Below are 25,781 nucleotides of genomic sequence, written 5' to 3' on the forward strand. Positions count from 1 at the left end.
GTCAGTTACACCGCTATCGGGGGCAAGCCCCCTCCCACACTTGACTGTGTTCACAATGCTCAATCTGTGAACCCAGTCCAATGTGGGAGGGGGCTTGCCTCCGATGCTCTTAGAAGCTCATGTCCACCTTGGTCCACAGGGTTCGCCCGGGCTCATTGATAGCCTGCGGGTCGTTCGCCGGGTAGCCGAACCCGGCGTTGCCGGCCAGGTTCAAATGCTCGGCGTAAGCCTTGCCGAACACGTTGTCGACACCGGTACTGACCTTGAAGTTTTTATTGATTCGGTACGCGGCGTTCAGCGAGAACACGCCAAAGCCACTGCTGGTGTCGTAATCCTTGCCCACCACGTTGCCTTTGTTCGGGTCGATGCGGTTCTGCGCCGCGACCACGCGCCACAGCGCGCCGGCGCTCCAGTCATCTTCGCTGTAGGTCAGGCCGAAGCGCGCATCCAGCGGCGGCATCTGCGGCAGGGCCTTGCCGTCGCTGCTGTTTTTGCCCCAGGCGTAGGCGAGGCTGGCGTCGGCTTTCCAGTGTTGCGTCAGCTTGTAGGCCGCGCCCAGTTCGCCGCCCATGATGCGGGCGTCGACATTGCGCGCCTGGGAGGTGGTGCCCATCATGCCCGGCCGGTAGTCGAACAGGATGAAGTCGCGCACCTGGCCGACGTAACCTGAGACCCAGGCTTCCAGGTCGGCGCTTTTGTATTGCGCGCCGAAGTCCAACTGCGTGGTTTTCTCGGGCTTGACGCCGTCGAAGGCGTTCACCGAACCGACCGCGCCGGTGTTGGGGGAAAACAACTCCCAGTAATCCGGGAAGCGCTCGGCGTGGCCCAGGCCCGCATACAGCGTGGTGGGGGTGTCCGCCAGATCGTGCTCGTAGCGTACAAAGCCGGACGGCAGGGTATCGGCGCGGGTGTCACCGGCGGTGGGGTTGGGGCGCGACATCATTGCCGAACCGGTGCGTTGGCGAAAATCCTTGGCCGAAGCACGGTCCAGACGCGCACCGCTGATCAGGCGGTCGCGGTCGGCGGCGTACCAGGTCAGCTCGCCGAACACGCCGTAGTTATGGAAGTTGGCGTCCTTGTCGCGGGGCAGGTCCTTGTAGGTGTCGACGCCCATGCTGCTGCGCGCGCGGTGTTCGTTGGTCTGCGCATCGAGGCCGCCGATCAGTTGCACATCGGCCCAGCGCCAGGTCGCCTTGATCCGGGCACCCAGGGTGCGGCGATCGACGTTGGACGCCATCGGCCCGGCCATCATCCCGGTGCCGGATGGCACGCGCAGGCTGTAGTTGTCCATCACGTGGTCGGCGTAGTTGTAGTAGACCTGAGCCTCGACCTTGTCCAGCACCTCGCCGAGGTTGGACTTCTCGAAGCGCAACCCCAGGCTTTCGCGCAGGAACTGCGAGCCGTCCATGCCGCGCCCGGCGTAACGCGCCTCGCCATCGCCACGGCCGGCGGTGAGTTCCAGCAGCGTATCCGCGTCGGGGGTGAAGCCTAGGGCAACGTCGCCATTCCATTTGTCGTAGCGCGAAGCGACGGTGTCGTGGTTGCCGTCTCTGTAATCGTCGGCATGGGCCTGGTTGCCGATCACCCGCACGTAGCCCAATGGCCCGCCGGCAGCGGCGTCGATGACCTTGTCGAAACGGCCGTTGGAGCCGGCCAGCACACTGGCGTTGACCCGCGTACCCAGCTCACCGAACTGCTCCGGCTCACGCTCGAACAAGATGGTGCCGGCTGAGGCACCGGGGCCCCACAGCACGGTTTGCGGGCCCTTGATCACGGTGAGCTTGTCGTAGGTTTCCGGCGAGATGTACGAGGTGGGCGCATCCATCCGGCCGGGGCAGGCGCCGAGCATCACGCCGCCGTTGGTGAGGATATTCAGGCGCGAGCCGAACATGCCGCGCAGCACCGGGTCGCCATTGGTACCGCCGTTGCGTACCAGGGCGAAGCCGGGGATGGTCTTGAGGTAGTCGCCACCGTCGCTGGCGGGCACCGGTTGGCGTGGGTCTTTCGGGTGGGTGACAACGGTGAGAGGCGAGCTGGGGGCAATCGCCGTGATCACCGTGGGGCTCAATTCGTGTTCGTCCGCGTGAGCGCAGGGGGCAAGCAGTGCGCCGCACAGTACGGCGAACACCGGGGCAGCGCCCAAACGGGTGTCGGCAGGAAACCTGGACATGACAAATTCCATCAATCAATCGTAAACAACACGGCCAGCAGCCTGCGGCTGTCTGTCTAAAGTCGGCCGGAGTGAAGTAACGCGATGAAGTGCTTACGAGGCGATGGGCGGCGCGCGGCTGCGGGCGCCGGGGAAGATGTTTTGCCGGGCATGGCCCAGGCGCGGCGCGCAGGGCAGGGCGTTGGCGGGTGGCGGGGCGTCGAGGCTGATGAAAGACGCGCCGCCGGGCAGGGCCGGGCAACTGAAGAGCAGGCTGCAATAGCCGCACTTTTCCCAGAGCACGTGGTGCTCGTCGGGGGCTTTGGTGGGGGTGGGCTCGCCATGGCAGCTGGGCATGTCCATCGACATACCGGCGTGATGGTCCATCGGCATCGCTTGGGAAATCAGCGGACCGATAAAAATCATCAGCATGGCGAACAGGCTGATCCAACTGCCGCGCATCAGGCGCGGGCGTTGAGACAACCTGGCGCGAGGGGCGCCCATCGAGGTGGTCCTACTGGGCGTGCTGATGCTCGTGGGCGACCATCGGCGGCGTCTTCTGGACCGACACGTTCACTTGGACCTTGCCGGCCTTTTCAAAGGTCAGGGTCAGCGGGAACTGCTTGCCGTCGGCCAGCAGGCTGCGGTCTTTGAGGCCCAGCAGCATCACGTGGTAAGCCATTGGTGCGAAGGTCAGGTCACCCTTGGCCGGCACGGCGACGCTGGGCACTTGTTGCATCTTCATCAGGTCGCCTTGCATCACGTGCTCGTGCAGCTCGGCTTTTTCGGCGACGCTGGTTTCAGCGCCGAGCAGACGGTCGGGGGCAGCGCCGGTGTTATGAATCACGAAATAGGCCGCAACAGTGGGCGCATTCGGCGGTAACTCCTGGGACCAGGGATCGCTGACCAGCAGGTCGCCGGCCTTGTAGTCATCGGCATTGGCGGCACTGAACACCGGCAGCAGCAATGCCGCCAGAAGCAGGGAAGATTTAAGCATGGCAGTTCTCCAGAACGGGTCTAAAACGCAGTTCACTTGCGAAGACGATCAAACCGTTGGAGAGGCGCGGGGATTGAGGCTCGGCCATTGCTGGCGTGGTTTGGGATTTTGCAAGGCAGGCGCAGGCAGGCTGCGCAGTGCTTCGAACCGCGTGACATACAACTGCGGCACATGCCCCGGCAACGCCAGCAACTGCGCGGAGCCCGAGCAACACCAGCAATGCTGCATGGCGGAGTGATCATCCTGTGGCGCCGGAACCTCCAGCTTGCCCAGGGCGATCGTCTTCAGGCTGGCGCCGTTGGAAGAACAAAAACTGCCCCACATCAGCCGCTTGACCGGGTCATCCGTCTGCTGCATCGCACTGGCCAACGGCATGGCAAACGCATTGAACAGCACTGCAAGGCAGGCGATCCAGGCAATTGCAAAGCGTTGACGGGCCATGGCGGATAATCCGTGGGGTTAATCGATCAGGCGGGTATTTAGCCTGATCGAAGGGGATAAGTAAAAAGGGGCGGTGTGGTTTGGTGTCGCAGTGCTATCAGATCGCCGTGGCGTGAAGCTTGAGGCCCAACGCCTTCATGACTTTCATGATAGTCGCGAACTCGGGATTGCCAGTGCTGGAGAGGGCTTTGTACAGACTTTCTCGTCCGAGGCCGGCATCGCGGGCTACCTGCGTCATGCCTTGGGCGCGGGCGATGTCGTTGAGAGCAGTGCGAATCAAAAGACCGTCACCCGCATCATCTTCGAAACAGGTCTCCAGATACGCGGCCATCTCCAAAGGTGTATTCAAATATTTTGCCGCGTCGAAGCGGGTAAAGGATTCGCTCATGATTTATTCCTCGCTACCAAATTCATTGCTATTTGCTTTGCACGCTTGATGTCTCGGCCTTGTGTTGATTTGTCACCGCCTATCAGCAGTAGATAAACCACTTCGTCGCGGCGGGTAAAGTAGACGCGATACCCTGGGCCGTAGTGGATTCGCATTTCGTACACTCCATCGCCTACAGGCTCACAGTCGCCGAAGTTTCCTGCTTCCGCCATTCGTAATCTTTTCACTACCCGAACTTTTGCGAATGGATCTCGAACTGCTTTTAGCCATTTGACAAACTCAATGGTTTCATCGAATTCAATTGTCATGAATCGTATTCCTTGGGATACGCGATGGCAAGCTGCGACGTGCTGCAAAAGCAGAGCGTCTCTATCGCGGGCGAAGACGCAAAACTGGGAGAGGGAGGTTAGGGCGCAGGGTTTTGGTTGAGCCAGCCAGCGGATTCGGAAGAGTTTGTAGGATGAATCGCCTTATTGAGGGCGCAGCTAAGCAACCAGCGTTTTCCAATTCGATCATTCCCACGCTCTGCGTGGGAATGCTGCCCAGGACGCTCTGCGTCTGCTCAAACAGAAATTTCCGACAAGGATTTGAGGTTGTCCCTAGGACACTCAATCTCTAGTCTCCGTACACCGCTGCAAACACAGCGGTCGGGCGTCGCGGCCCGGATTTCTATGGACGCTGAGCGTCATCGTCTGCTTTCAGTTGGCGCTTTTTTATCGTCTACTGTGCAGTGCTATGGCGGCTGTGCGCGGGATACCTCCGGGTATGCCGGGTTTCCTTAGGACCGGTCCGCGAACCTGCGTACAGCTGCCACCCCATCGCGTCGCGGCGATCAATGGCAGTTCCACTTTCCTAAGGAGCTCCACCATGATCAAACCCACCCCCAATCCCCCCATTCGGCTGTTCACCGTGGCCGACGGCATCAGTACCGAAGACCTGCTGGTCAACCTCAGCGAAACACTTGCCTCGGCCAATGCGCTGAGTTGCGACCTGGCCTTTGACCTGGAAGGATCGAAAAGAGAGGAGTTGCTGGGCGTCGCGCAGTTGATCGAGCTTGCCCAGTTGTTAGCCGAGCGGGCTCATGATGGTGTCGGGCAGGCCACAGCGGCAGGCGACTGAAAATCCGGTCCAAATGTGGGAGGGGGCTTGCTCCCGATAGCAGTGGATCAGCCAACAATTCAGTGAATGACTCGCCGCAATCGGGAGCAAGCCCCCTCCCACATTGGACCGGTGTTGTTCAGTGAGCGTGGATGGCCTCTAAGGCCGCTGCCACTGTAGTGAACTCCCGATCCACCGCCGCCAGCACCGGTCGCTTCAACACCAACACCGGTAGCCCCCGTTCCCGCGCCACTTCGAGCTTCGGCTCGGTGGCCGTGCTGCCACTGTTCTTGCTGATCAGCACATCAATCCCGCGCCGCTCAAACAGCGCGCGTTCTTCGTCGATCAGAAACGGCCCGCGGGCGCCGATCACTTCGCAGCGCTCGTTGCCCGGGTACACATCCAGTGCGCGCAATGTCCAGAATTGCCCCTCAGGGATTTCCTCGAGGTGCTGTAACGGTTCGCGTCCCAGGGTAAACAGTGGCCGCTTGAAAGGCTCAAGCGCTTCGATCAGCTCGGCCCAGCCAGACACTTCCCGCCAGTCATCCGCCGTTTGCGGCTGCCACGCCGGGCGCCGTAAGGCCCAGCACGCCACCCCGCACAACCGCGCGGCTTGAGCCGCGTTCCGGCTGATCTGCGCCGCATACGGATGAGTCGCATCGAGGATCAGGCTGATCCCCTCATCCCGAACATACTGCGCCAAACCCTCAGCGCCACCAAAACCGCCAACACGCACGTCGCAGGTGAGATCGGTGGGCACCCGCCCAACCCCGGCCAGGCTGTAAACATGCCCAGGTCCCAGGGTTCGCGCGATGGCCAGCGCTTCCGTCACGCCACCCAGCAGCAGAATCCTGTTCATACCGGCTTGACCACTTCCAGCAAGGTAATCGGCAGCGCCTGGCGCCACGTATCGAACTCGCCCAACGGCTGCGCCTGGGCCACATGGATGCGCGTCAGGTCACCACCGTGCTGGGCGCGCCAGTTCATCAGGGTCATTTCGCTCTGCAGGGTGACGGCATTGGCAACCAAGCGGCCACCTGGGCGCAGCTGTTGCCAGCAGGTATCCAGCACGCCCTCACGGGTGACGCCGCCGCCAATAAAGATCGCATCGGGCGCTTCCAGGCCGTCCAACGCCTGCGGCGCCGTGCCGCGAACCAGCTGCAGGCCGGGTACGCCGAGGGCGTCGCGGTTATATTCGATCAAGGCTTGGCGGCCTTCATCGGCTTCAATCGCCAACGCCCTGCAGCTGGGATGCGCGCGCATCCATTCGATGCCGATGGAGCCGCTGCCCGCGCCCACGTCCCAGAGCAGCTCGCCGGGCATCGGGGCGAGGCGGGCGAGGGTGATGGCGCGCACATCGCGTTTGGTCAGTTGGCCGTCGTGTTTGAAGGCCGCGTCCGGCAGGCCGGCGAGGCGTGGGAGGCGGGGTGCGTCGGGATCGGCCAGGCAGTCGATGGCGAGCAGGTTCAGGTCGGCCACCGCAGGCTCACCCCACGACTGCGCGATGCCGTCGATACGCCGCTCCTGCGCGCCGCCCAGGTGTTCAAACACGCTCAACCGGCTGGGGCCATAGCCGCGCTCGGCCAACAATGCGGCAATCAACGCCGGGCTGCTGCCGTCATTGCTCAACACCAGCAAGCGCACGCCACTGGCCAGGTGCGCATGGATCGCCGCCAGCGGCCGGGCCACCACGGACACGCTCACCACCTCCTGCAACGGCCAGCCCAGCCGCGCCGCCGCCAGGGATACGGAGGAAGGTGCCGGCAGGATCAGCAGTTCTTCGGCCGCCACCTGCCGCGCCAGACTGGCGCCCACGCCATAGAACATCGGGTCGCCACTGGCCAGTACGCACACCGGTTCACCGCGCCGCGCCAGCACCGGCTCCAGGGAAAACGGGCTTGGCCATAACTGGCGCTCGCCACTGATACACAGTGGCAAAAGGTCCAACTGGCGCTGAGCCCCTATAATGCGCGTGGCGCGCAGCAGGGCGTGCCGGGCGTTTCTGCCCAGGCCCTTGAAGCCGTCTTCACCGATGCCTACTACCGTCAGCCAGGGCGACATATCAATTCCTTGAACGACATCCGACGGGCAGGCTTTTCATGCCGTCGGACAAAGCAGGCATAATACCGCGCCTTTACCCGTCAACCGGTAGCCCCGTGAACCCAACGCCCGCTCTGAATACCTTGCGCCCCTCGGCTTGTCCGGGGTTGTTGCGTATCGTCCAGGCGCTGGACGGCGGCATCTGTCGGATCAAATTGGCCGGTGGCGCCATCAGCGCAGCCCAGGCCAACGCCGTGGCGGACGCTGCCCAGGCTTACGCGGGCGGGGTGATCGAGGCGACCAACCGCGCCAACCTGCAGATTCGCGGGATCGGCACCGAGCAGGACGCCCTCATCGCGATGCTGCTCGCCGCAGGCCTCGGCCCGAGCCACGCGGCCGGCGATGACGTGCGCAACCTGATGCTCAGCCCCAGCGCCGGCATCGACCCACAGATGCTGTTCGACACCCGCCCACTGGCCGGGCAGATCCTCGCCACCCTGGAAAACCATCCGCGCTTTCATGAACTGTCGGCCAAGTTCGCCGTGCAACTGGATGGCTTCGAAGCCTTGGCGATGCTGGAGCATCATCACGACCTGTGGCTATCAGCCTTCGAGCAGGCCGGTGAAACCCTGCTGGCGTTCGGCCTGGCCGGTTGTCCTGGGCGAGATGCGCCGCTGGCCGCTGTGCGCCTGGACCAGGGCCATGCGCTGGTGGTGGCGGTGCTGGAAGCCTTTCTCGACCTGGCCACGCCGGAACAAACGCGCATGCGCCACCTGGCTGTGGATAAGTTAATGAGCTGCCTGAAGGTGCCGCTACTGCCGGCGGACGGGTTCAAACGCCCGGCCAGCAGTGCGGCGGGCCACCTGGGCAGTTATCCACAGCACCAGCAAGACCTGTTCTATGTCGCCGCCGTCGCCCCCCTGGGCCGCCTGAACCCGGCGATGCTCAAGGGCGCCGCGCAACTTGCCGGCGAGCATGGCGACGCCACCTTGCGTTTCACTCCCTGGCAAGGCCTGTTGCTGCCCAACCTCACCCAGCCCGATGTGGTGATCGAGCAATTAACCCAATTGGGCTTTCTCTGCGCCGCCGACCAACCCCTGGCGCACATGATCGCTTGCACCGGTTCCAGCGGCTGCGGCAAAGGCCTGGCGGACACCAAGGCCGACGCCCGGCAGTTGGCCGCCCTGCAACCTGGCCACGCCGTTCACCTGTCCGGTTGCCCGCGCTCCTGCGCCGCTGCGCACACCGCGCCGGTGACCTTGCTGGCGGTGAGTCCCGGCCACTACGACCTCTATTTTCGCGACGCAGCCCATCCAGGTTTTGGCCGGCTGCACGCGCGCACCCTTTCTATTGAAGCGACGGGCGCCTTGCTGCGCGCTCGCCCACGGAGCAACACCGATGATTGATTACATCCGCGACGGTCAGGAGATCTACCGCAACTCCTTCGCCATTATTCGCGCGGAAGCCAGGTTGGAGCGCATCCCGGCTGATCTGGAAAAACTCGCGGTGCGGGTGATTCATGCCTGCGGCATGGTCGAGGCCATCGACGGCCTGCAGTTTTCCGAGGGCGCAGGCAAGGCCGGGCGCGAAGCGCTGGCGGCCGGCGCGCCGATTCTGTGCGACGCGCGGATGGTCTCCGAAGGCGTGACCCGTGCGCGCCTGCCCGCCAACAACCCGGTGATCTGCACCCTGCGCGACGACAGCGTGCCGGAGCTGGCGCGGGAGCTGGGCAATACACGTTCCGCGGCGGCCCTGGAGCTGTGGCGCCCGCACCTGGCCGGCAGCGTGGTGGTGATCGGCAACGCACCGACCGCTTTGTTCTACCTGTTGGAAATGCTTGATGCCGGCGCGCCGAAACCGGCGCTGATCCTGGGCTTTCCGGTGGGCTTTGTCGGTGCCGCCGAATCCAAGGCGATGCTCGCCGCCGACAGTCGCGGCGTGCCGTTCGTGATCATGCAGGGCCGCCTGGGTGGCAGCGCCATGGCCGCCGCCGCCGTCAATGCGCTCGCCACGGAGGTTGAATAATGCACGCACGCGGACGCCTGATCGGCCTGGGCGTGGGCCCCGGCGACCCGGAACTGATCACCCTCAAGGCGCTGCGCCTGCTGCGCGAGTCGCCGGTGGTGGCGTACTTCGTGGCCAAGGGCAAGAAGGGTAATGCCTTCGGCATCATCGAAGACCATCTGGTGCCCCAGCAAACCCTGATGCCGCTGGTGTACCCGGTGACCACCGAAGCGCTGCCGGCACCGCTGTCCTATGAGCAAGTGATCAGCGATTTCTACGACACGGCCAGCGTCGACGTGGCCGCGCACCTGGATGCGGGCCGCGATGTGGCGGTGATCTGCGAAGGCGACCCGTTCTTCTACGGCTCCTACATGTACCTGCACGACCGCCTCGCCGAGCGCTATGAAGCGCAAGTGATTCCAGGCGTGTGCTCGATGCTCGGCGGCGCTTCGGTACTGGGCGCGCCGCTGGTGTATCGCAATCAGAGCCTGTCGGTGCTGTCGGGCGTGCTGCCCCACGATGACCTCAAGCGGCGGCTGGCCGACGCGGATGCGGCGGTGATCATGAAACTGGGGCGCAACTTCCCCAAGGTGCGCCAGGTGTTGGAAGAACTCGGCCTGGCCGGGCGTGCGCTGTACGTGGAGCGCGCCACCATGGCCAACCAGAAGATCGTGCCCCTGGATCAGGTGGAGCCGATGTCGTCGCCGTATTTCTCGTTGATCATCGTGCCCGGTGAACGGTGGCAAGGTTGATGAGCCCGGCGATTGTCATTCTGGGCCAGGGCAGCCTGGCAACCGCGCGCCGGATCCAGCAGCTTTACCCGGCTGCGCTGATCCACGGCCTGGACGGTCGGGTTGAAGGGGCAGACCACAGCTACAGCGAATTCGGCGCCACGCTGCGCCAGCTCTACCAGCAGGGCACGCCGCTGATTGCGCTGTGCGCCGCCGGCATTGTCATTCGTACCCTCGCGCCGCTGTTGCTCGAAAAAGGTGAGGAGCCGGCAGTGCTGGCCGTCGCCGAAGACGGCAGCGCCGTGGTGCCACTGCTGGGTGGCCTGGGCGGCGTGAACGTGATGGCGCGGGACATTGCCGCTGCGCTGGGCGTGGCGGCGGCGATCACCACCAGCGGCGAGTTGCGCTTCGGCACCTGCCTGCTCAACCCGCCCCAGGGCTATGCATTGGCGGACCTGGAACTGGGCAAGCGCTTTGTCTCGGACCTGCTGGCCGGTGAAAGCGTGCGCATCGAAGGCGCGGCGCCCTGGCTGGACCAGGCCAACCTGCCGCAGGACCCCCACGCCCGCCTGGCGATCCATGTCGGCAGTGCCGAGCGTGCGCCCGCCGCCAACGAATTGCTGATTTACCCCAAGACGGTGTGCGCCACCTGCAAGCCGGGTGAGCATCTGGCGGCCCGTGTACGCACGGCCTTGAACGAAGCGGGCATTGCCGTGCAATCGTTGGCGTGCCTGCTGGCGAGCGACCTGCAGATGGCCGAGGCGTCGTTGCATGAGGCCGCGCTGGAGTTGGGCGTACCGCTGCGGTTTGCCCCGCTTGCGCCGCCTGCGGACATTTCCATCCGTGTGGCCGAGCAGCCGTTGGACCTGTCACAGGTAGGCCGCCCACGCGGGCGCCTCGCCGTGATCGGCCTGGGCCCTGGCGCCGCTGAATTGATGGTGCCGGCCGTCAAGGCCGAGTTGGCGCGTTGCACCGATGTGCTGGGCTATGAAACCTACGTGCGCATGGCCGGGCCGTTCCGTGATGACCAGGTGCAGCACTGCACCGACAACCGCGAAGAAATGCAGCGCGCCCGCCACGCCTTCGAACTGGCGGCCCAAGGGCGCTCGGTGGTGGTGGTGTCGTCCGGCGACCCGGGTGTGTTCGCCATGGCCGCTGCGGTGATCGAGGCGTTGCATGAGTCCAGCGACCCCGCGTGGCACCAGGTCGACTTGCAGATCCTGCCCGGCGTCTCGGCTTCACTGGCCACTGCTGCCCAGGCCGGCGCGCCGCTGGGGCATGATTTTTGTGTGATGTCGCTGTCGGACAACCTCAAACCGTGGTCGATCATCGAAAAGCGCCTGGACCTTGCGTCCCAGGCCGACCTGGCGTTGGCGTTCTACAACCCGATTTCCCGCGCACGGCCGTGGCAACTGGGGCGTGCGCTGGAGATTGTCGCGCAGCACCGCACCCCTGAAACACCGGTGGTGCTGGGCCGTGATATCGGTCGTCCCGGCCAGACATTGCGCGTCACCACGTTGGGGCAGCTCACCTCGGATCAGGTGGACATGCGCACCATGGTGCTGATCGGCTCGTCCACCACCTGCACCTTTGCGCGTGCCGGTGGCGGGGAGTGGGTATACACGCCGCGCTGGTACGGCGAAAAACCCGCCTCCTGAAAACGCCGAGGCGACGGCCGGAAAGCTCCGAATGACTCAAGGATTCTCCTGCGGTCGTTCGGGGCTTTTTCTTTTTTTTACGTCGAAACCACGAAGCCCTCCCTTGATGCCGCGCCGCTGCTGGGCGCTGCGTTTTGATTGGCTGGCCCAAGGCATGTTTGTCGCCTGGAAAGCCTGGCGGTGGGTGGACTAGTGTGGTTGCAAGCCCCGAGTCGGGGTGAACGTGGAGAATTGGAAATGGAGCGACATCATCGAAGGATCAATAGTAAAAAGAGGCGCAAGCTGATTGCCGCCTACAAATTGCCGGGCGCACCCGCAACGCCTGCGGCTCTGGCGCTGGACACCGAAGATGACTGCAATGCGGCGGTGGTCAACAACGGCGTGATTTCTTTTGCCGAGGGACTCTCCGGGCTTAACCGCGAGTACGTCCGCAAGAGCTACCTGTTGGCCAGCAGTTATGTGAGCGATGTACTGAACATTCGCCGGGGCACGGAGGCCTGGTACAACGAATTTATCAACGTGATGACCAGCTTGGGCTGGCTGCCGATGCGCAGTTGCTTCGAGCGGGTTTCGCGCTCGGGCAAAGGCCTGACGGTGCAACTGGCGGCACTCAACATCATCAGCGCGCTGCTCGCCTCGATGTCGTTGTCGGGGCCGTTGCTCGGCATGCTGCCGAAACTGGCGGCGGATGCGTTGGAAGCCTTGAAGCAGCAGCCGGCGTGTCTGGATCTGTTCAAGCGCAACAGCAGCTTGCACGAGGGCGGCGACTTCGGCGTGGCGTCCTGCGCTGAAACCAATGGCGAAGTCACGATGGTGCTGGTGACCTACAGCAGCCATGGCGTGGGCAAACAGGTGGGTTTGCCGTTTCTCGAGTGGGACAGTTCATCGTTCGAGGCCTTCAGCGGGCAGACCTGCCTGGTGCTGAATACCTCGGTGGTCAACGAAAAGACCCTGCAATTGATGCGCGACAGCGCGGGTGACAAAGTGCAGTCGGCCATTGCCAAGTACCGGATCTAGGGCACCAGATAGCCGCGGACCCCGGTAAAAATAATTTGCGCGGCCAGGGCGCACACAAACAAGCCCATCAACCGGCTGACAATCTGCAAGCCCTGGTCGCCGAGAATCCGTTCGATCCGATTGGACAGGTACAGCACCACGCCCACGGTGAGGCTGGCCAGCGCGATACTGAGGATGGCGGTGAGCTTGTCGTCCCAATGGGGCTGGCTCACGCCCATCACCAGCAGCGCACCGATGGTGCCGGGGCCGACCGTCAGCGGGATGGTCAGCGGCACGATGGTCACGTCCTGCTGCACGTTATCGGTCTGCACCGCCGACTTGCCTTGGGCCATGCCCAGGGCCGAGATAAACAGCACGCTGCCGGCACCGATGCGGAACGCGTCCACGGTGATGCCGAACACACTGAAAATCACCCGGCCGAACAGGTACAGCAGCACGCTCGACACCAGCGTCGCCAGTGCGACTTTCCAGGCCAGGCGTCGCCGCTCCTTGCTGGAGTAGCCACGGGTCAGGCTGATAAAGCAGGACAGCACGAAGAACGGGCTATAGAGCACCAGCATCTTCAGGTAAACGCTGAATAACACGTGGAGCATGAGGGCGGCTCGTGGCAGTAGAAGAGGTGTCGAGAGTCTAACAGGCGACATGACACAAATGTGGGAGGGGGCTTGCCCCCGGTAGCGGTTTGTCAGTTACAGGTACTGAGCCTGACACACTGCAATCGGGGGCAAGCCCCCTCCCACATTTGATCGCATTCCAAGTCAGGAGGGGGCGTGTTCGGGCCGCTGTTGGCGCTGCGCTACCCAGAACTCCACCAGCTCACGCAGCTGCGACAGCTCCACCGGCTTGGCCATGTGCCCGTCCATCCCGGCCTGGCGCGCGCGCTCCTTGTGTTCCGAGAGGATGTGCGCGGTCAGCGCCACCACCGGTGTGCGCACACGTTGGTGGCTGACTTCCCAGGCGCGTAGCTGCTGGGTGGCGGAGAAACCATCGAGGATCGGCATTTCACAGTCCATCAACACCAGGTCATAGCGCTGGGCTTTCATCGCCTCCAACGCTTCTTCGCCGTTGCTGGCGGTGTCGGGGTTGAGGTTGAGCTTGCCGAGCATGCCGCGTATCACTTTGGTGGAGATGCTGTTGTCTTCGGCCACCAGGATGCGGAAGTCGCTGGGCACCGTAATCGCTGCCGGCGCGACGGGGACGGGCCGAGGGTGGGTCACGCCCTTGCTGCGTTGGGTCAGCTCGTCGGCCAGGGTGGTCTTGAGGGTATAGCCGGCCACTGGTTTGGCGAGGATGCGCTTGATCCCGCAGTTGCGCGCGATGATCTTGCTCGGCGCATTGCTGATGCCCGTGAGCATGATCAGCAGGATGTCGTGGTTCAGGCTCGGGTCTTCCTTGATTTTCGCCGCCAGTTGCATGCCGGTCATGCCGGGCATGTTCTGGTCCAGCAGCACCACGTCGAAATAATCGCGCAGGTGCGCCTTGGTGCGCAGCAGGGCCAGGGCCTCTTTGCCCGATGCCACGGCGCTGACGTTCAGGCCCCAGGCCGAGCATTGCTGCAACAACACCTTGCGGCAGGTGTCGTTGTCGTCCACCACCAGCACGCGTGCGTCCTTGAGCGGGCCGTCGAGGTCGGAGGTCGGGTGTTCGAGGCGCTCCGGGTCCAGCGGCAGGGTCAGCCACAGGGTGCTGCCCTGGTGGCTGCCGCTTTTGATACCGAATTCGCCGTTCATCAACAGGATCAACTGACGCGCGATCACCAGGCCCAGGTGGCCGCTCAAGCGGGTCGCCGAGAGGAAGTTCTTGCTGTGCAGTTCGCTGTGCAGCAGGGCGTCGCGCTCGGCGGCTTCCATCGGTACGCCGCTGTCTTGTACCGCGATGCGCAGGCGTGGCTTGGCGCTGCGTTCGTCGAGGGCCACGACGATCAGCACTTCGCCTTCGTCGGTCTTGTGCAGGGCGTTTTCCAGCAGGCTCAACAAGGCCTGACGCAGGCGTGTCGGATCACCGCTGATCACGCGCGGCACCTGGGGCTGGATAAAGCTGATCAGTTCGACATTCTGCTGCTCGGCCTTGGCGCGGAAGATGCTCAGGCAGTCGTCGATCAGCGCGTTGAGGTCGAACTGCACATCATCGAGTTCGATCTGCCCCGATTCGAGCTTCGAGATGTCGAGAATTTCATTGATCAGCGTGAGCAACTCGTTACCGGCGCTGTGGATGGTCTGCACGTAGTCGCGTTGTTTCACCGACAACGGCGTACCCAGCAGCAACTCGGTCATGCCCAGCACGCCGTTCATGGGGGTACGGATTTCGTGGCTGATCTTGGCCAGGAATTCGGCCTTGGCGGCGATTTCGGCATTGCTCGCGGCCAGGTCGCGGCTGAGGCTGAAGCGGGTCTCGACAATGGCGCGCTGGCGCTCGCCGAGGGCCAGGCTCATCAACAGACCGCTGAGGCAGATAAAGCTGAGCAAGGTCACGATCAGGCCTTGCGGCGCCACCAGCGTGAGGCCGAGCAGGGCGGGCAGAATGATCAGCGTGCCGATGTTGAACACCACCATCCCCGCCACGAACAGGCGCGCCGGGCGGTAGCCTTTCTGCCAGTGATAGGCCGAGACAAACAGCATGCTCAGGCCGGCCAGCGCCACCAGGGCATAGGTGATGATGTTCAGCGGCAGGGTGTTGACGAACAGCAGCAGCAGGCCGCACAGCACGATCAACAGAATGTCGGCCATCAGCAGCTTGTTCAGCGGGTGCGGGCCCAGGGGCATGAAGAAGCGATAGGCAAACATCAGCCCGCACGGAGCGGTCAGCAGCAGTGCGAGGTAGGCACCGGGGGTTTGCAACGCGTGCCAGTTCGGCAGCCACGGGCCCATCACGTTGAGCAGCAATGCCAGGCTGAGCAGCAGCAGGCATTCGCAGGCGGCCAGCCACAGGCTGCTGCGCGAGCGGTGGTAGGCGAAGCGCGTCAGGTTATGCAGGATCAGCATCAGCAGCACGCCGAAGAGCAGGCCGTAGACCAGCGTCTGGTTCTGATTGGCGGCGGCCAGCACGGCCGGTTCCAGGGTGATGTAAGGGCGCAGCTCGTGCTCCGACACCAGGCGCAGGTAAACGTCGAGCGGGCGCTGGCTCTGTGGCATGGGCAGCATGAAGTCACTGCTGGGCAACGGGCGGTTGGCCTGGGGCTGGCGCGTGCCGGTGGTTTGCTGCTCCACCAGGGTATCGCCGTCCAGCACGTAGAGACTCAGGTGCGCCAGGTCTGGCGCAAATATGCGCAGCACTTGTTCATGCTTGCCCGGTTGCAGCTTGAAGCGTACCCACAACGCACCGTCCGGCTGCGCGGCGGTAATGCGGTCCAGTTCGATGGGGCTGAATTGATTGGTGTAGCGCGAGGAGCGGATATCGCTCAGTTGCAGGTCTGCCTGTTCATCGAGCAATACTGCCCAACCACTGCCTTGCGCAGCGGCTTGAGCCGGGGCCAGACAGAGCAGGGTCAGCAGGCTGACGGTAAAAGCTATGGCGATCCTGAGCCAGCGCACGGCGAAGTCCCTTCGTAGGTGAATGCACGGGTTAACTATGCGCGGGGCGGCATGAGTACGGCAAGGGCCAGAGGCCCTTACCTACCCGAACGGATAGCTACTCAGTTGCTCTCGCCACGTTCACGGGCAATGGCGCGGTAGCCGATGTCGGTGCGATAGAAGCAGCCTTTCCAGTCGATCTTCGCGGCCAGCTTGTACGCCTGTTGCTGCGCGGCGTCGACACTGGCGCCCATCGCGGTGGCGCACAGCACGCGGCCACCGGCGGTGACGACGTTGCCATCCTTCAGCGCAGTGCCCGCATGAAACACCTTGCCTTCCAGCGCCGCGGCCGCTTCCAGGCCTTCGATCACATCGCCCTTGGCGTAATCGGCAGGGTAACCACCGGCCGCCAGCACGATACCGACGCTTGGACGTGGGTCCCACTGTGCTTCGACCTTGTCCAGGGCCTGGGCCAGCGCGGCTTCCACCAGCAGCACCAGGCTCGACTGCAAACGCAGCATGACAGGTTGGGTTTCCGGGTCACCGAAGCGGCAGTTGAACTCGATGACTTTCGGGTTGCCGGCTTTGTCGATCATCAGGCCGGCGTAGAGGAAACCGGTGTAGACGTTGCCTTCGTCGGCCATGCCGCGCACGGTCGGCCAGATCACCAGGTCCATGACGCGTTGGTGCACCTGGGCGGTGACCACCGGTGCCGGGGAATAAGCGCCCATGCCGCCGGTGTTCGGGCCGCTGTCGCCGTTGCCGACGCGTTTGTGGTCCTGGCTGGTGGCCATGGGCAGTACGTTCTTGCCGTCGACCATGACGATGAAGCTGGCTTCTTCGCCGTCGAGGAATTCCTCGATCACCACGCGCGAACCGGCATCACCAAAGGCATTGCCGGCGAGCATGTCGCGCACGGCGTCCTCGGCTTCCTGCAGGGTCATGGCGACGATCACGCCTTTGCCGGCGGCCAGGCCATCGGCCTTGATCACGATCGGCGCGCCTTTTTCACGCAGATAAGCCAGGGCCGGCTCGATCTCGGTGAAGTTCTGGTAGTCGGCCGTCGGGATCTTGTGGCGCGCCAGGAAATCCTTGGTGAAGGCTTTCGAACCTTCCAGCTGAGCGGCGCCTGCGGTCGGGCCGAAGCAATCCAGGCCACGGCTGCGGAACAGGTCCACGACGCCCGCCACCAGCGGCACTTCCGGGCCGACGATGGTCAGTGAAACATTCTTCTCGGCAAAGTCTGCCAACTGCTCCAGCGCCAGTACGTCGATCGCGACGTTTTCGCACTTGGCTTCAATGGCGGTACCGGCGTTGCCGGGGGCCACGAAGACTTTCTGGACGCGTGGGTCCTGGGCAACTTTCCAGGCCAGGGCGTGTTCGCGGCCACCGCTGCCAATGATGAGGACGTTCAAGTCAGACTCCTTCGGAGGAAGTTACAAGCCACAAGCTGCAAGTTAGAAGCGATCTTCAGCGCTCCAAAGTGCAGCTCCAGCTTTGAATTAAAGATGCTGCAAGTGAGCGTAAAAGCAACACCGTCCTGCTTTTACTTGCCGCTTGCAGCTTGACCCTTGCCGCTCCACTTTAGTGACGGAAGTGGCGCATGCCGGTGAAGACCATGGCGATGCCAGCTTCGTCAGCCGCTGCAATCACTTCAGCATCACGCATCGAGCCACCCGGTTGGATCACGGCGGTCACGCCGGCTTTCGCGGCGTTGTCCAAACCGTCACGGAACGGGAAGAACGCGTCGGAAGCCATGACCGAACCTGCCACCTGCAAGCCGGCGTGTTCAGCCTTGATCGCGGCGATACGGGCCGAGTTCACGCGGCTCATCTGGCCGGCGCCGACGCCGATGGTCTGGCGGTTCTTGGCGTAGACGATGGCGTTGGATTTAACGTACTTGGCCACTTTCCAGGCGAAGATCAGGTCGTTGATCTCTTGCTCGGTCGGGGCGCGCTTGGTCACGACTTTCAAGTCGTCGCTGCCGATCATGCCGATGTCGCGGCTCTGTACCAGCAGGCCGCCATTGACGCGCTTGTAGTCCCAGGCAGCGGCGCGGTCGGCCGACCATTCGCCGCAGGCCAGCAGGCGTACGTTGGCTTTGGCAGCAACGATGGCGCGAGCCTCTTCACTGACGCTTGGCGCAATGATCACTTCAACGAACTGACGCTCGACGATGGCCTTGGCCGTCTCGGCGTCCAGTTCACGGTTGAAGGCGATGATGCCGCCGAATGCCGATTCGGTGTCGGTGGCGTAGGCCAGTTCGTAGGCCTGGCGGATCCCGCCTTCAGCGTCCGGGCTCACCGCCACGCCGCACGGGTTGGCGTGCTTGACGATCACGCAGGCCGGCTTGACGAAGCTCTTCACGCATTCCAGCGCGGCGTCGGTGTCGGCCACGTTGTTGTAGGACAGCTCCTTGCCTTGCAGCTGGGTCGCGGTGGCGATGCCCACTTCGGCAGGTTTGGCCTCAACGTAGAACGCCGCGCTCTGGTGCGGGTTCTCGCCGTAGCGCATTTCCTGAGCCTTGATGAACTGGCTGTTGAAGGTGCGCGGGAACTGGCTGCGGCCTTCTGTGCTCAGGGTGTCGGCGGCCTGGTTCACAGTGCCCATGTAGTTGGCGATCATGCCGTCGTAGGCCGCGGTGTGTTCGAATGCCTTGAGCATCAGGTCGAAACGCTGGGCGTAGGTCAGGCCGCCGGCCTTGAGGCTTTCGAGCACCTGGGCGTAGTCGCTGGCGTTGACCACGATGGCCACGTCTTTGTGGTTCTTGGCCGCCGAGCGAACCATGGTCGGGCCGCCGATATCGATGTTTTCGATGGCGGTCGGCAGGTCGCAGCCTGGCTTGTTGATGGTGGCTTCGAACGGGTAGAGGTTAACGGCCACCAGGTCGATCGGCTTGATGCCGTGCTCGTTCATGATGGCGTCGTCGATACCGCGACGGCCGAGGATGCCGCCGTGGATTTTCGGGTGCAGGGTCTTGACCCGACCGTCCATCATTTCCGCGAAACCGGTGTAGTCCGCGACTTCCACTGCGGCCACGCCGTTGTCCTGCAGCAGTTTGAAGGTCCCGCCCGTGGAGAGGATTTCCACGCCCAGGGCTTCCAGCTCCCGGGCAAATTCGAGGATCCCGGTCTTGTCGGAAACACTGATCAAGGCGCGGCGGATCGGCAGGCGGGTAGTCTGGTCGGTCATCTCAATTTCCATCAAAAGCAAAGGAGTCAGCAAAAAAGGCGACCGTTTTTACGCGGGCGCCTTTCTGGTTTGATTGAATGCTTACAGCAAATCGTATTGCTTGAGCTTTTTGCGCAAGGTGCCACGGTTGAGGCCCAGCAGCTCACTGGCTTTGGTCTGGTTGCCCTTGACGTAGTTCATCACGCTTTCGAGCAAGGGCGCCTCGACTTCGGAGAGCACCAGGTTGTACACATCCGTGACGGAAGCGCCCTCAAGGTGGGCGAAATAATTGTGCAGCGCCTTCTCGACACTCCCGCGAAGGGTCTGGCCTTCTTCGCTCGGCGTGTTGAGGTGCTGTTTCAAATTGACGTTGTCGCTCACGGGTGTTGTTCCACTCACTAAAGTCTCGGTCATCATCGTCATGCGGCCACCCCTTCTCCATCCCCTGTTCCCAGGCTCTTGTCACGTTCGGCGAAGAACTCACGAACGGTGGCGACCTGTGCCTGCGTTTCATCCAAACGGTTGAACTGAGCGCGAAATTCCTTGGCGCCCGGCAAGGTGGCGAGGTACCAGCCGACATGCTTGCGAGCAATGCGTACGCCCATCACATCCCCATAGAAGGCGTGCAGGGCGGCCAGATGCTCTAGCAGAATACGTTCCACCTCGGACAACTCCGGTGCCGGCAACACATCGCCGGTACGCAGAAAATGCTCGATCTCACGGAAAATCCATGGCCGCCCCTGGGCGGCCCGGCCGATCAACAAACCGTCGGCACCGGTTGCGTGCAGCACGCGCCGGGCTTTTTCGGCTGAATCGATATCGCCATTGGCAAACACCGGCATCGACACCGCCTGCTTGATCGCGGCAATCGTGTCGTACTCGGCTTCCCCGGTATAAAGGTCGGCGCGGGTGCGCCCATGCACCGCCAGCGCTGCAATACCTGCCTGTTCGGCGATCTTCGCCACCGTCAGGCCATTCTTGTTGTCCCGGTCCCAACCGGTACGAATCTTCAGCGTCACCGGCACATCGACTGCGGCGACAACGGCCTGCAGGATCTCGGCAACCAACTGCTCATCTTTCAACAAGGCGGAACCTGCGGCCTTGTTGCAAACCTTCTTGGCCGGGCAGCCCATGTTGATGTCAATGATCTGCGCGCCCAACTCCACATTGGCCCGGGCCGCGTCCGCCAGCATTTGCGCATCACCGCCGGCGATCTGCACCGAGCGTGGCTCGGGATCACCTTCGTGGATCATGCGCATCCGCGATTTGCGGGTGTTCCACAAGCTCATGTCGCTGGTGACCATTTCAGAGACTACTAGACCCGCGCCCAAACGTTTGCAGAGCTGACGAAAGGGCTGGTCGGTGACACCCGCCATCGGGGCGAGGATCAAGCCGTTGTGCAATGTATATGGGCCGATGCGTACCGCCGACATAGGACTTCCCTGTTGTGGGGCCGGATCATTAGAGTTCGAAAAAGGGTTGGCATGATACCCGCTCTCGATGACGGGTTAAAGGCTGAATTGGATAAAATCTGAACAGTTATTTTTTAATCGCCATCGGTTTGGTTGGCGCCTGAGCAGTCAATAATCCGCCGTCAAACCCTGGTTGCGGCGTGGCCTCATTCGGGGGAATGGAAGCTCAGGCTGTAATTCACCGCTTTGTTGCCTGGGTCGAGGATGTCCAGGGAGATGTGGATCGGTGTCTGCGAGGGCATTTCGCTGACGCCGGCCAACTCGCCGCTGAGGTACTCGGCGGGCTTGAAGCGCCGACTGGCGATCAGCCCGCCGTTCAGATCGGCAAAGCGCAGCTCCAGCAGCGGGAAGGGCTGGGAGAAGGTGGCGCGGTTGTAGATGATCGCGTCCACCACCAGCGCGCCGGCGAATTCCGGGTGGCTGCGCACCACCAGGTTGCTGCTCTTGATATGGGCGATATCGACCCGTGATGGCACGCTGCAGCCCAGTTTCGGGCACAGCTGCTGGAACCACGGGCGGTAGGCGTCCTGGCGGGCCAGTTCGTCGAATTGATAGGCGATGTACTGGCCGGCCAGGCCGGCGGCGGCGAGCAGCACCAGCACGATCCAGATCAGGCGGCGACCCAGGCCGGACGGGCGCTTCTGCGCATACAGGTGCAGCGGGTCGTCCTCCAGGTCCTGGAACACGTCGTCGTGGGCACTGGACTCGGTGCGCGCTCGCTTGCGTCGCGAGGGCGGGCGCTCATCGATGGCGTCCGCCGATGGCGTCAGGGGCGTAAACGGTGGGTCTGGATCGTCGTCCTCGTCGGGCGTCGAGCGCAGTGGTGGTTCGTCGTCGATGTCATCGCTGTGAAACGACAAGGACGGCTCGGTGCGCTCGCTCGGCTCCGGCTCGGCTTCAGCGGGCAGGGCGCGCTCCTGCGGCGGCTCGCTGAACAGGCTGGCGGCCCACTTTTCTTCCTCGGCCTTGACGGTATTGCGGCTGGCGCTGAGGGGTTCTTCCTTGTGCCGACGGTCGGTACCGGGCTGGCGGCGTTCCGCGCCAACGGGCTGGGTGTGCTGGATCTCGCGGCGCTCGAGCTTGGCCAGCTCTTCGTCCAGGTCGAGGTTGTCCAGGTCCAGTTCTTCGGCTGTCCACTGTTTCTGGCTGATTGCACGCGGCGGCGCAGGCGTTGGCTCAGCAGCAGTGGGCCGTTCAGCTTCCGTCGCCGACGCCTGGGCCCGTTGCTCCAGCAACTGGCGAGCGGCATTGAAGACCTGCAGGCACGAGCCGCAGCGCACCACGCCACGGGCCACGCTCAACTGAGCGTGGTTGACGCGAAAGCGTGCTTGGCAATGCGGGCACTGGGTGACGAAACTGTCGGTCATGCGGCCATCCGATTCAGACAAGCGCTCATTCTAGCGCCGACGACCGCTGATGCGTACCCAGCCGTCACGGTTGGCGATAGGGTCCAGCTCGAAATCCTTGGCGTAGGCCGCAGCGACGTCTTCACCCTGCTCGGCGAGAATGCCCGACAGCGCCAGGCGCCCGCCAGGCTTGACCAGGCTCGACAACTGCGGCGCCAGCGACACCAAGGGCCCAGCAAGAATGTTGGCGACCAGCACATCGGCCTGTACCTGGGGCAGGTCCTCAGGCAGATAGAGGGGGAATTTGCCTTCAGGGATGTGGTTGCGCCCGGCGTTGTCGCGGGAAGCTTCCAGCGCCTGCACGTCGATATCGGTGCCCACCGCCTCCTTGGCGCCCAGCAGCAGGGCGGCAATGGCCAGAATTCCCGAGCCGCAGCCAAAGTCGAGCACGTTGCTGTCGGTTAGGTCCTGGCCGTCCAGCCATTCCAGGCACAGCGCGGTGGTGGGGTGAGTGCCGGTGCCGAACGCCAGGCCCGGGTCCAGCAGCAGGTTGACCGCATCCGGCTCCGGGGCGGCGTGCCAGCTCGGGACGATCCACAGGCGCTGGCCGAAACGCATGGGCTGGAAGTTGTCCATCCAACTGCGCTCCCAATCCTGGTCTTCGATCACTTCGCTGTGATGCTCGGGCAGCGGGCCGCCGGTGAGCAATTCCATGTGGGCCAGTACGCTGGCGGCATCGGTGCCGTCTTCGAACAGGGCCAGCAGATGGGTATGGGACCACAGCGGGGTGGTGTTGAGTTCCGGTTCGAAGATCGGCTGGTCTTCGGCGTCCATGAAAGTCACGGACACGGCGCCGACTTCGAGGAACGCATCTTCGTAGGTTTCGGCTTGTTCTGGGCTGATGGCGAGACGGACTTGCAGCCAAGGCATGGCGGGCACCTTTGAAAAAATGGATGTGCAGCGGGGTGGGGCTGCGAAAGCGCGCAAGTTTACGCGAGCGAACAGCAGAAGACGACATTACTGAATGAATACGGACCAAATGTGGGAGGGGGCTTGCCCCCGATGGCGGTGGATCAGTTACAGGCACTGAGACTGACACACTGCCATCGGGGGCAAGCCCCCTCCCACATTTTGAACTGTGTACATCCAGTAAGCCGGGGTTCCAGAAACAACAAAGCCGCCCGAAGGCGGCTTTGTTGGGTGGAGCACTTACTGGTTGGCCAGCTTGTGTTCCAGGTAGTGAATGTTCACACCACCTTCGCAGAAGCCTTCATCACGAACCAGGTCCCGGTGCAGCGGGATGTTGGTCTTGATGCCGTCGACCACGATTTCGTCCAGGGCGTTGCGCATACGGGCCATGGCCTCGTCGCGGGTCGCGCCCCAGGTGATCAGCTTGCCGATCAGCGAGTCGTAGTTGGACGGAACCTTGTAGCCGCTGTACAGGTGCGAATCCACACGTACGCCGTTGCCGCCGGGCGCGTGGAAATGCTTGACCAGGCCAGGGCTTGGGATAAAGGTTTTCGGGTCTTCGGCGTTGATCCGGCACTCCAGGGAGTGGCCGTGCATCTTCACGTCGTCCTGGGTGAAGGACAGTACGTTGCCTGCGGCGATGCTGAGCATCTCCTTGACGATGTCGATACCGGTAACCATCTCCGAAACCGGGTGCTCTACCTGCACGCGAGTGTTCATCTCGATGAAGTAGAAACGGCCGTTCTCGTAGAGGAACTCGAAGGTACCGGCGCCACGGTAGTTGATGTCGATGCACGCCTTGACGCAGCGTGCCAGGACTTCCTGGCGAGCCTTCTCGTCCAGGCCCGGTGCCGGAGCTTCTTCCAATACCTTCTGGTGACGACGCTGCAGCGAGCAATCGCGGTCGCCCAGGTGGATGGCGTGGCCCTGGCCGTCGGACAGTACCTGCACTTCCACGTGACGTGGGTTGGTCAGGTACTTCTCCAGGTAGACCATCGGGTTGCCGAACCAGGCGCCCGCTTCGGAGCGGGTCTGCTTGGCGGCTTCGATCAGGTCTTCTTCCTTGTGCACCACGCGCATGCCGCGACCACCACCGCCACCGGCGGCCTTGATGATCACCGGGTAACCGACTTCGCGACCAATGCGCAGAGCGGTTTCCTCGTCTTCAGGCAGCGGGCCGTCGGAGCCGGGAACGGTCGGCACGCCGGCCGCGATCATGGCGTCCTTGGCCGATACCTTGTCGCCCATCAGGCGAATGGTTTCGGCTTTCGGGCCGATGAAGGCAAACCCGGATTTTTCCACCTGTTCGGCGAAATCGGCGTTTTCGGCAAGGAAGCCGTAGCCTGGGTGAATACCATCGGCGCCGGTCACTTCAGCCGCGGCGATGATGTTCGAGACTTTCAGGTACGAGTTCGTGGCCAGTGGCGGGCCGATGCAGATGCTTTCGTCCGCCAGTTTCACGTGCATCAATTCGGTATCGGCCGTCGAGTAAACAGCGACGGTCTTGATGCCCTCTTCCTTACAGGCGCGCAGGATACGCAGCGCGATCTCGCCGCGGTTGGCGATCAGGACTTTTTGCAGTTTCTTCGCAGGTTTCAACATCGAAGGCGCTCCGCGGTTCAAACGATGGTGAACAGCGGCTGGTCGTACTCAACCGGCTGACCGTTTTCTACCAGGATGGATTCAATGACGCCGGCTTTTTCAGCGGTGATGTGGTTCATCATCTTCATCGCTTCAACGATGCAGATGGTGTCGCCCACTTTCACGGTCTTGCCCACTTCAACGAAGGCTGGCGAGGTCGGTGCCGGGGTGCGGTAGAAGGTACCGACCATAGGCGACTTGACCACGAAACCGTTCAGCGCAGGGGCTGCCGGAGCGGCAGGCGCGGCGGCTGCTGGAGCGGCGGCAGGGGCGGCAGCGGCTGGAGCCGGTGCTTGCATCTGTGGCGCGTAGAACTGTTGAGCCGGGGTCTTGCTGTGGCGGCTGATCCGTACGGACTCTTCGCCTTCCTTGATTTCCAGCTCGTCGATACCGGATTCTTCCAGCAGTTCGATCAGTTTCTTAACTTTACGGATATCCATGAATCATCAACTCCCAAGGGTCGGTCAGGGGCGTTTAGCCTGTTCTTCAACGTGTTCCAGGGCGGCCTCCAGGGCCAGTCGGTAACCGCTGGCGCCAAGGCCGCAGATCACTCCTACCGCTACGTCGGAGAAGTAAGAGTGATGGCGGAAAGCTTCGCGTTTGTGCACGTTCGATAAATGCACTTCGATGAATGGGATGCTCACCGCCAGCAGCGCGTCACGTAATGCAACGCTTGTGTGCGTGAAAGCGGCGGGATTGATCAGAATAAAGTCCACGCCTTCGCCACGCGCGGCATGGATGCGATCAATCAACTCATACTCGGCATTGCTTTGCAGGTAGAGCAAATGGTGACCGGCAACACGGGCCCGCTGTTCCAGATCGAGGTTGATCTGATCCAGGGTCACTGCCCCGTAGACGCCCGGTTCACGGGTGCCGAGCAGGTTCAGGTTGGGTCCATGAAGAACCAGTAAGGTCGCCATCGGCTGTTCCTTGTTATTGGGTGGGGTACGGCAGAACCCGGCGACTATGCCGCAAAGCCTTTGTGACTGTCCAGTTCTATGCAGTAGCCAACACGATTAGCGAGGATAGCGAAAAATTTGTGACTGTGGCCTTGGATCTGGTCATTGGTAATACAGTCACAAGATCGCGCCGGATCCAATGTGGGAGGGGGCTTGCCCCCGATAGCGGTGCATCAGTTACAGATACTGGG

Annotated in this window: 25 protein-coding genes; 6 read left to right on the plus strand and 19 right to left on the minus strand. The window is 62.9% G+C overall.

All coding sequences use genetic code 11. From position 1 onward, the window contains the following. Positions 1–109: 109 nt before the first annotated feature. The 6 genes from SC318_RS03035 to SC318_RS03060 form a co-directional block, all read right to left on the minus strand. Positions 110–2,170, minus strand: a complete 2,061-nt coding sequence (locus tag SC318_RS03035; RefSeq protein ID WP_320429595.1) for a TonB-dependent copper receptor — start codon at positions 2,168–2,170, stop codon at positions 110–112. 93 nt (positions 2,171–2,263) lie between these two features. Then, positions 2,264–2,653: a DUF2946 domain-containing protein gene (locus SC318_RS03040; RefSeq protein ID WP_306491425.1), complete on the minus strand. Its 390-nt coding sequence runs from the start codon at positions 2,651–2,653 to the stop codon at positions 2,264–2,266. A 10-nt stretch (positions 2,654–2,663) separates the two neighbouring features. After that, positions 2,664–3,146 (minus strand): copper chaperone PCu(A)C, encoded by a 483-nt coding sequence (locus SC318_RS03045; RefSeq protein WP_320429596.1) that lies wholly within the window; start codon positions 3,144–3,146, stop codon positions 2,664–2,666. A gap of 48 nt (positions 3,147–3,194) precedes the next feature. Further along, positions 3,195–3,587, minus strand: coding sequence for a DUF2946 domain-containing protein (locus SC318_RS03050; protein WP_320429597.1), 393 nt, complete (start codon positions 3,585–3,587; stop codon positions 3,195–3,197). A 97-nt stretch (positions 3,588–3,684) separates the two neighbouring features. Further along, positions 3,685–3,975 (minus strand): addiction module antidote protein, encoded by a 291-nt coding sequence (locus SC318_RS03055; protein WP_320429598.1) that lies wholly within the window; start codon positions 3,973–3,975, stop codon positions 3,685–3,687. Continuing rightward, on the minus strand, positions 3,972–4,283 hold the full coding sequence (locus SC318_RS03060; RefSeq protein ID WP_320429599.1) for a type II toxin-antitoxin system RelE/ParE family toxin: 312 nt from the start codon (positions 4,281–4,283) through the stop codon (positions 3,972–3,974). The genes SC318_RS03055 and SC318_RS03060 overlap by 4 nt, the downstream gene beginning before the upstream one ends. A 559-nt stretch (positions 4,284–4,842) precedes the next feature. On the opposite strand from SC318_RS03060, the gene SC318_RS03065 reads away from it, so the two are divergent. Next, complete coding sequence (locus SC318_RS03065) at positions 4,843–5,094, plus strand: DUF6124 family protein (protein WP_320429600.1); 252 nt, start codon at positions 4,843–4,845, stop codon at positions 5,092–5,094. A 118-nt stretch (positions 5,095–5,212) separates the two neighbouring features. On the opposite strand, the gene SC318_RS03070 is transcribed toward SC318_RS03065, so the two are convergent. Together SC318_RS03070 and cbiE are read right to left on the minus strand one after the other, a co-directional pair. Continuing rightward, complete coding sequence (locus SC318_RS03070; RefSeq protein ID WP_320429601.1) at positions 5,213–5,932, minus strand: cobalt-precorrin-6A reductase; 720 nt, start codon at positions 5,930–5,932, stop codon at positions 5,213–5,215. Then, positions 5,929–7,134 (minus strand): precorrin-6y C5,15-methyltransferase (decarboxylating) subunit CbiE, encoded by a 1,206-nt coding sequence (gene cbiE, locus SC318_RS03075; protein WP_320429602.1) that lies wholly within the window; start codon positions 7,132–7,134, stop codon positions 5,929–5,931. The genes SC318_RS03070 and cbiE overlap by 4 nt, the downstream gene beginning before the upstream one ends. Before the next feature lie 38 nt (positions 7,135–7,172). Here cbiE and cobG point away from each other — a divergent pair, with 38 nt between their 5' ends. The 5 genes from cobG (at position 7,173) to SC318_RS03100 (ending at position 12,523) form a co-directional block, all read left to right on the plus strand. Then, the gene (gene cobG / locus SC318_RS03080; protein WP_320429603.1) at positions 7,173–8,519 is read left to right on the plus strand and encodes a precorrin-3B synthase; all 1,347 of its coding nucleotides are present in this window, start codon (positions 7,173–7,175) and stop codon (positions 8,517–8,519) included. After that, complete coding sequence (locus SC318_RS03085) at positions 8,512–9,138, plus strand: precorrin-8X methylmutase (RefSeq protein ID WP_306491432.1); 627 nt, start codon at positions 8,512–8,514, stop codon at positions 9,136–9,138. The genes cobG and SC318_RS03085 overlap by 8 nt, the downstream gene beginning before the upstream one ends. Beyond that, positions 9,138–9,869 (plus strand): precorrin-2 C(20)-methyltransferase, encoded by a 732-nt coding sequence (locus tag SC318_RS03090; RefSeq protein ID WP_124384920.1) that lies wholly within the window; start codon positions 9,138–9,140, stop codon positions 9,867–9,869. The genes SC318_RS03085 and SC318_RS03090 overlap by 1 nt, the downstream gene beginning before the upstream one ends. Further along, the gene (gene cobJ / locus SC318_RS03095; protein WP_320429604.1) at positions 9,869–11,506 is read left to right on the plus strand and encodes a precorrin-3B C(17)-methyltransferase; all 1,638 of its coding nucleotides are present in this window, start codon (positions 9,869–9,871) and stop codon (positions 11,504–11,506) included. The genes SC318_RS03090 and cobJ overlap by 1 nt, the downstream gene beginning before the upstream one ends. A gap of 237 nt (positions 11,507–11,743) precedes the next feature. Beyond that, complete coding sequence (locus tag SC318_RS03100) at positions 11,744–12,523, plus strand: hypothetical protein (protein WP_320429605.1); 780 nt, start codon at positions 11,744–11,746, stop codon at positions 12,521–12,523. Here the strand turns inward: SC318_RS03100 and SC318_RS03105 are convergent. The 11 genes from SC318_RS03105 to aroQ form a co-directional block, all read right to left on the minus strand. Next, positions 12,520–13,116 (minus strand): type III secretion system genes modulator TspR, encoded by a 597-nt coding sequence (locus SC318_RS03105; RefSeq protein ID WP_003171467.1) that lies wholly within the window; start codon positions 13,114–13,116, stop codon positions 12,520–12,522. The two genes, SC318_RS03100 and SC318_RS03105, sit on opposite strands and share 4 nt — an antisense overlap. Positions 13,117–13,281: 165 nt before the next feature. Next, positions 13,282–16,053, minus strand: coding sequence for a hybrid sensor histidine kinase/response regulator (locus SC318_RS03110; RefSeq protein WP_320429606.1), 2,772 nt, complete (start codon positions 16,051–16,053; stop codon positions 13,282–13,284). Positions 16,054–16,154: 101 nt separating this feature from the next. Next, positions 16,155–17,447, minus strand: coding sequence for a phosphoribosylamine--glycine ligase (purD, locus tag SC318_RS03115; RefSeq protein ID WP_306491436.1), 1,293 nt, complete (start codon positions 17,445–17,447; stop codon positions 16,155–16,157). Positions 17,448–17,616: 169 nt separating this feature from the next. Further along, positions 17,617–19,224 carry a bifunctional phosphoribosylaminoimidazolecarboxamide formyltransferase/IMP cyclohydrolase gene (purH, locus tag SC318_RS03120; protein WP_320429607.1) on the minus strand — a complete coding sequence of 536 codons (1,608 nt, stop codon included), beginning with the start codon at positions 19,222–19,224 and terminating at the stop codon, positions 17,617–17,619. A gap of 81 nt (positions 19,225–19,305) precedes the next feature. Continuing rightward, complete coding sequence (gene fis / locus SC318_RS03125) at positions 19,306–19,626, minus strand: DNA-binding transcriptional regulator Fis (protein WP_002555375.1); 321 nt, start codon at positions 19,624–19,626, stop codon at positions 19,306–19,308. Further along, positions 19,623–20,636, minus strand: a complete 1,014-nt coding sequence (gene dusB / locus SC318_RS03130; protein WP_306491438.1) for a tRNA dihydrouridine synthase DusB — start codon at positions 20,634–20,636, stop codon at positions 19,623–19,625. The genes fis and dusB overlap by 4 nt, the downstream gene beginning before the upstream one ends. Before the next feature lie 185 nt (positions 20,637–20,821). Then, positions 20,822–22,042, minus strand: a complete 1,221-nt coding sequence (locus tag SC318_RS03135; protein WP_320429611.1) for a DUF3426 domain-containing protein — start codon at positions 22,040–22,042, stop codon at positions 20,822–20,824. Between the two features lie 30 nt (positions 22,043–22,072). Continuing rightward, positions 22,073–22,951, minus strand: a complete 879-nt coding sequence (gene prmA / locus SC318_RS03140; protein WP_320429612.1) for a 50S ribosomal protein L11 methyltransferase — start codon at positions 22,949–22,951, stop codon at positions 22,073–22,075. Positions 22,952–23,230: 279 nt separating this feature from the next. Further along, positions 23,231–24,592, minus strand: coding sequence for an acetyl-CoA carboxylase biotin carboxylase subunit (gene accC, locus SC318_RS03145; protein WP_003188188.1), 1,362 nt, complete (start codon positions 24,590–24,592; stop codon positions 23,231–23,233). 17 nt (positions 24,593–24,609) lie between these two features. Next, positions 24,610–25,071, minus strand: coding sequence for an acetyl-CoA carboxylase biotin carboxyl carrier protein (accB, locus tag SC318_RS03150; protein WP_012721998.1), 462 nt, complete (start codon positions 25,069–25,071; stop codon positions 24,610–24,612). A gap of 24 nt (positions 25,072–25,095) precedes the next feature. Continuing rightward, positions 25,096–25,551 (minus strand): type II 3-dehydroquinate dehydratase, encoded by a 456-nt coding sequence (gene aroQ, locus SC318_RS03155; protein ID WP_065951442.1) that lies wholly within the window; start codon positions 25,549–25,551, stop codon positions 25,096–25,098. Positions 25,552–25,781: the final 230 nt, after the last annotated feature.

This window comes from Pseudomonas sp. MUP55 (assembly GCF_034043515.1).
GTDB lineage: Bacteria > Pseudomonadota > Gammaproteobacteria > Pseudomonadales > Pseudomonadaceae > Aquipseudomonas.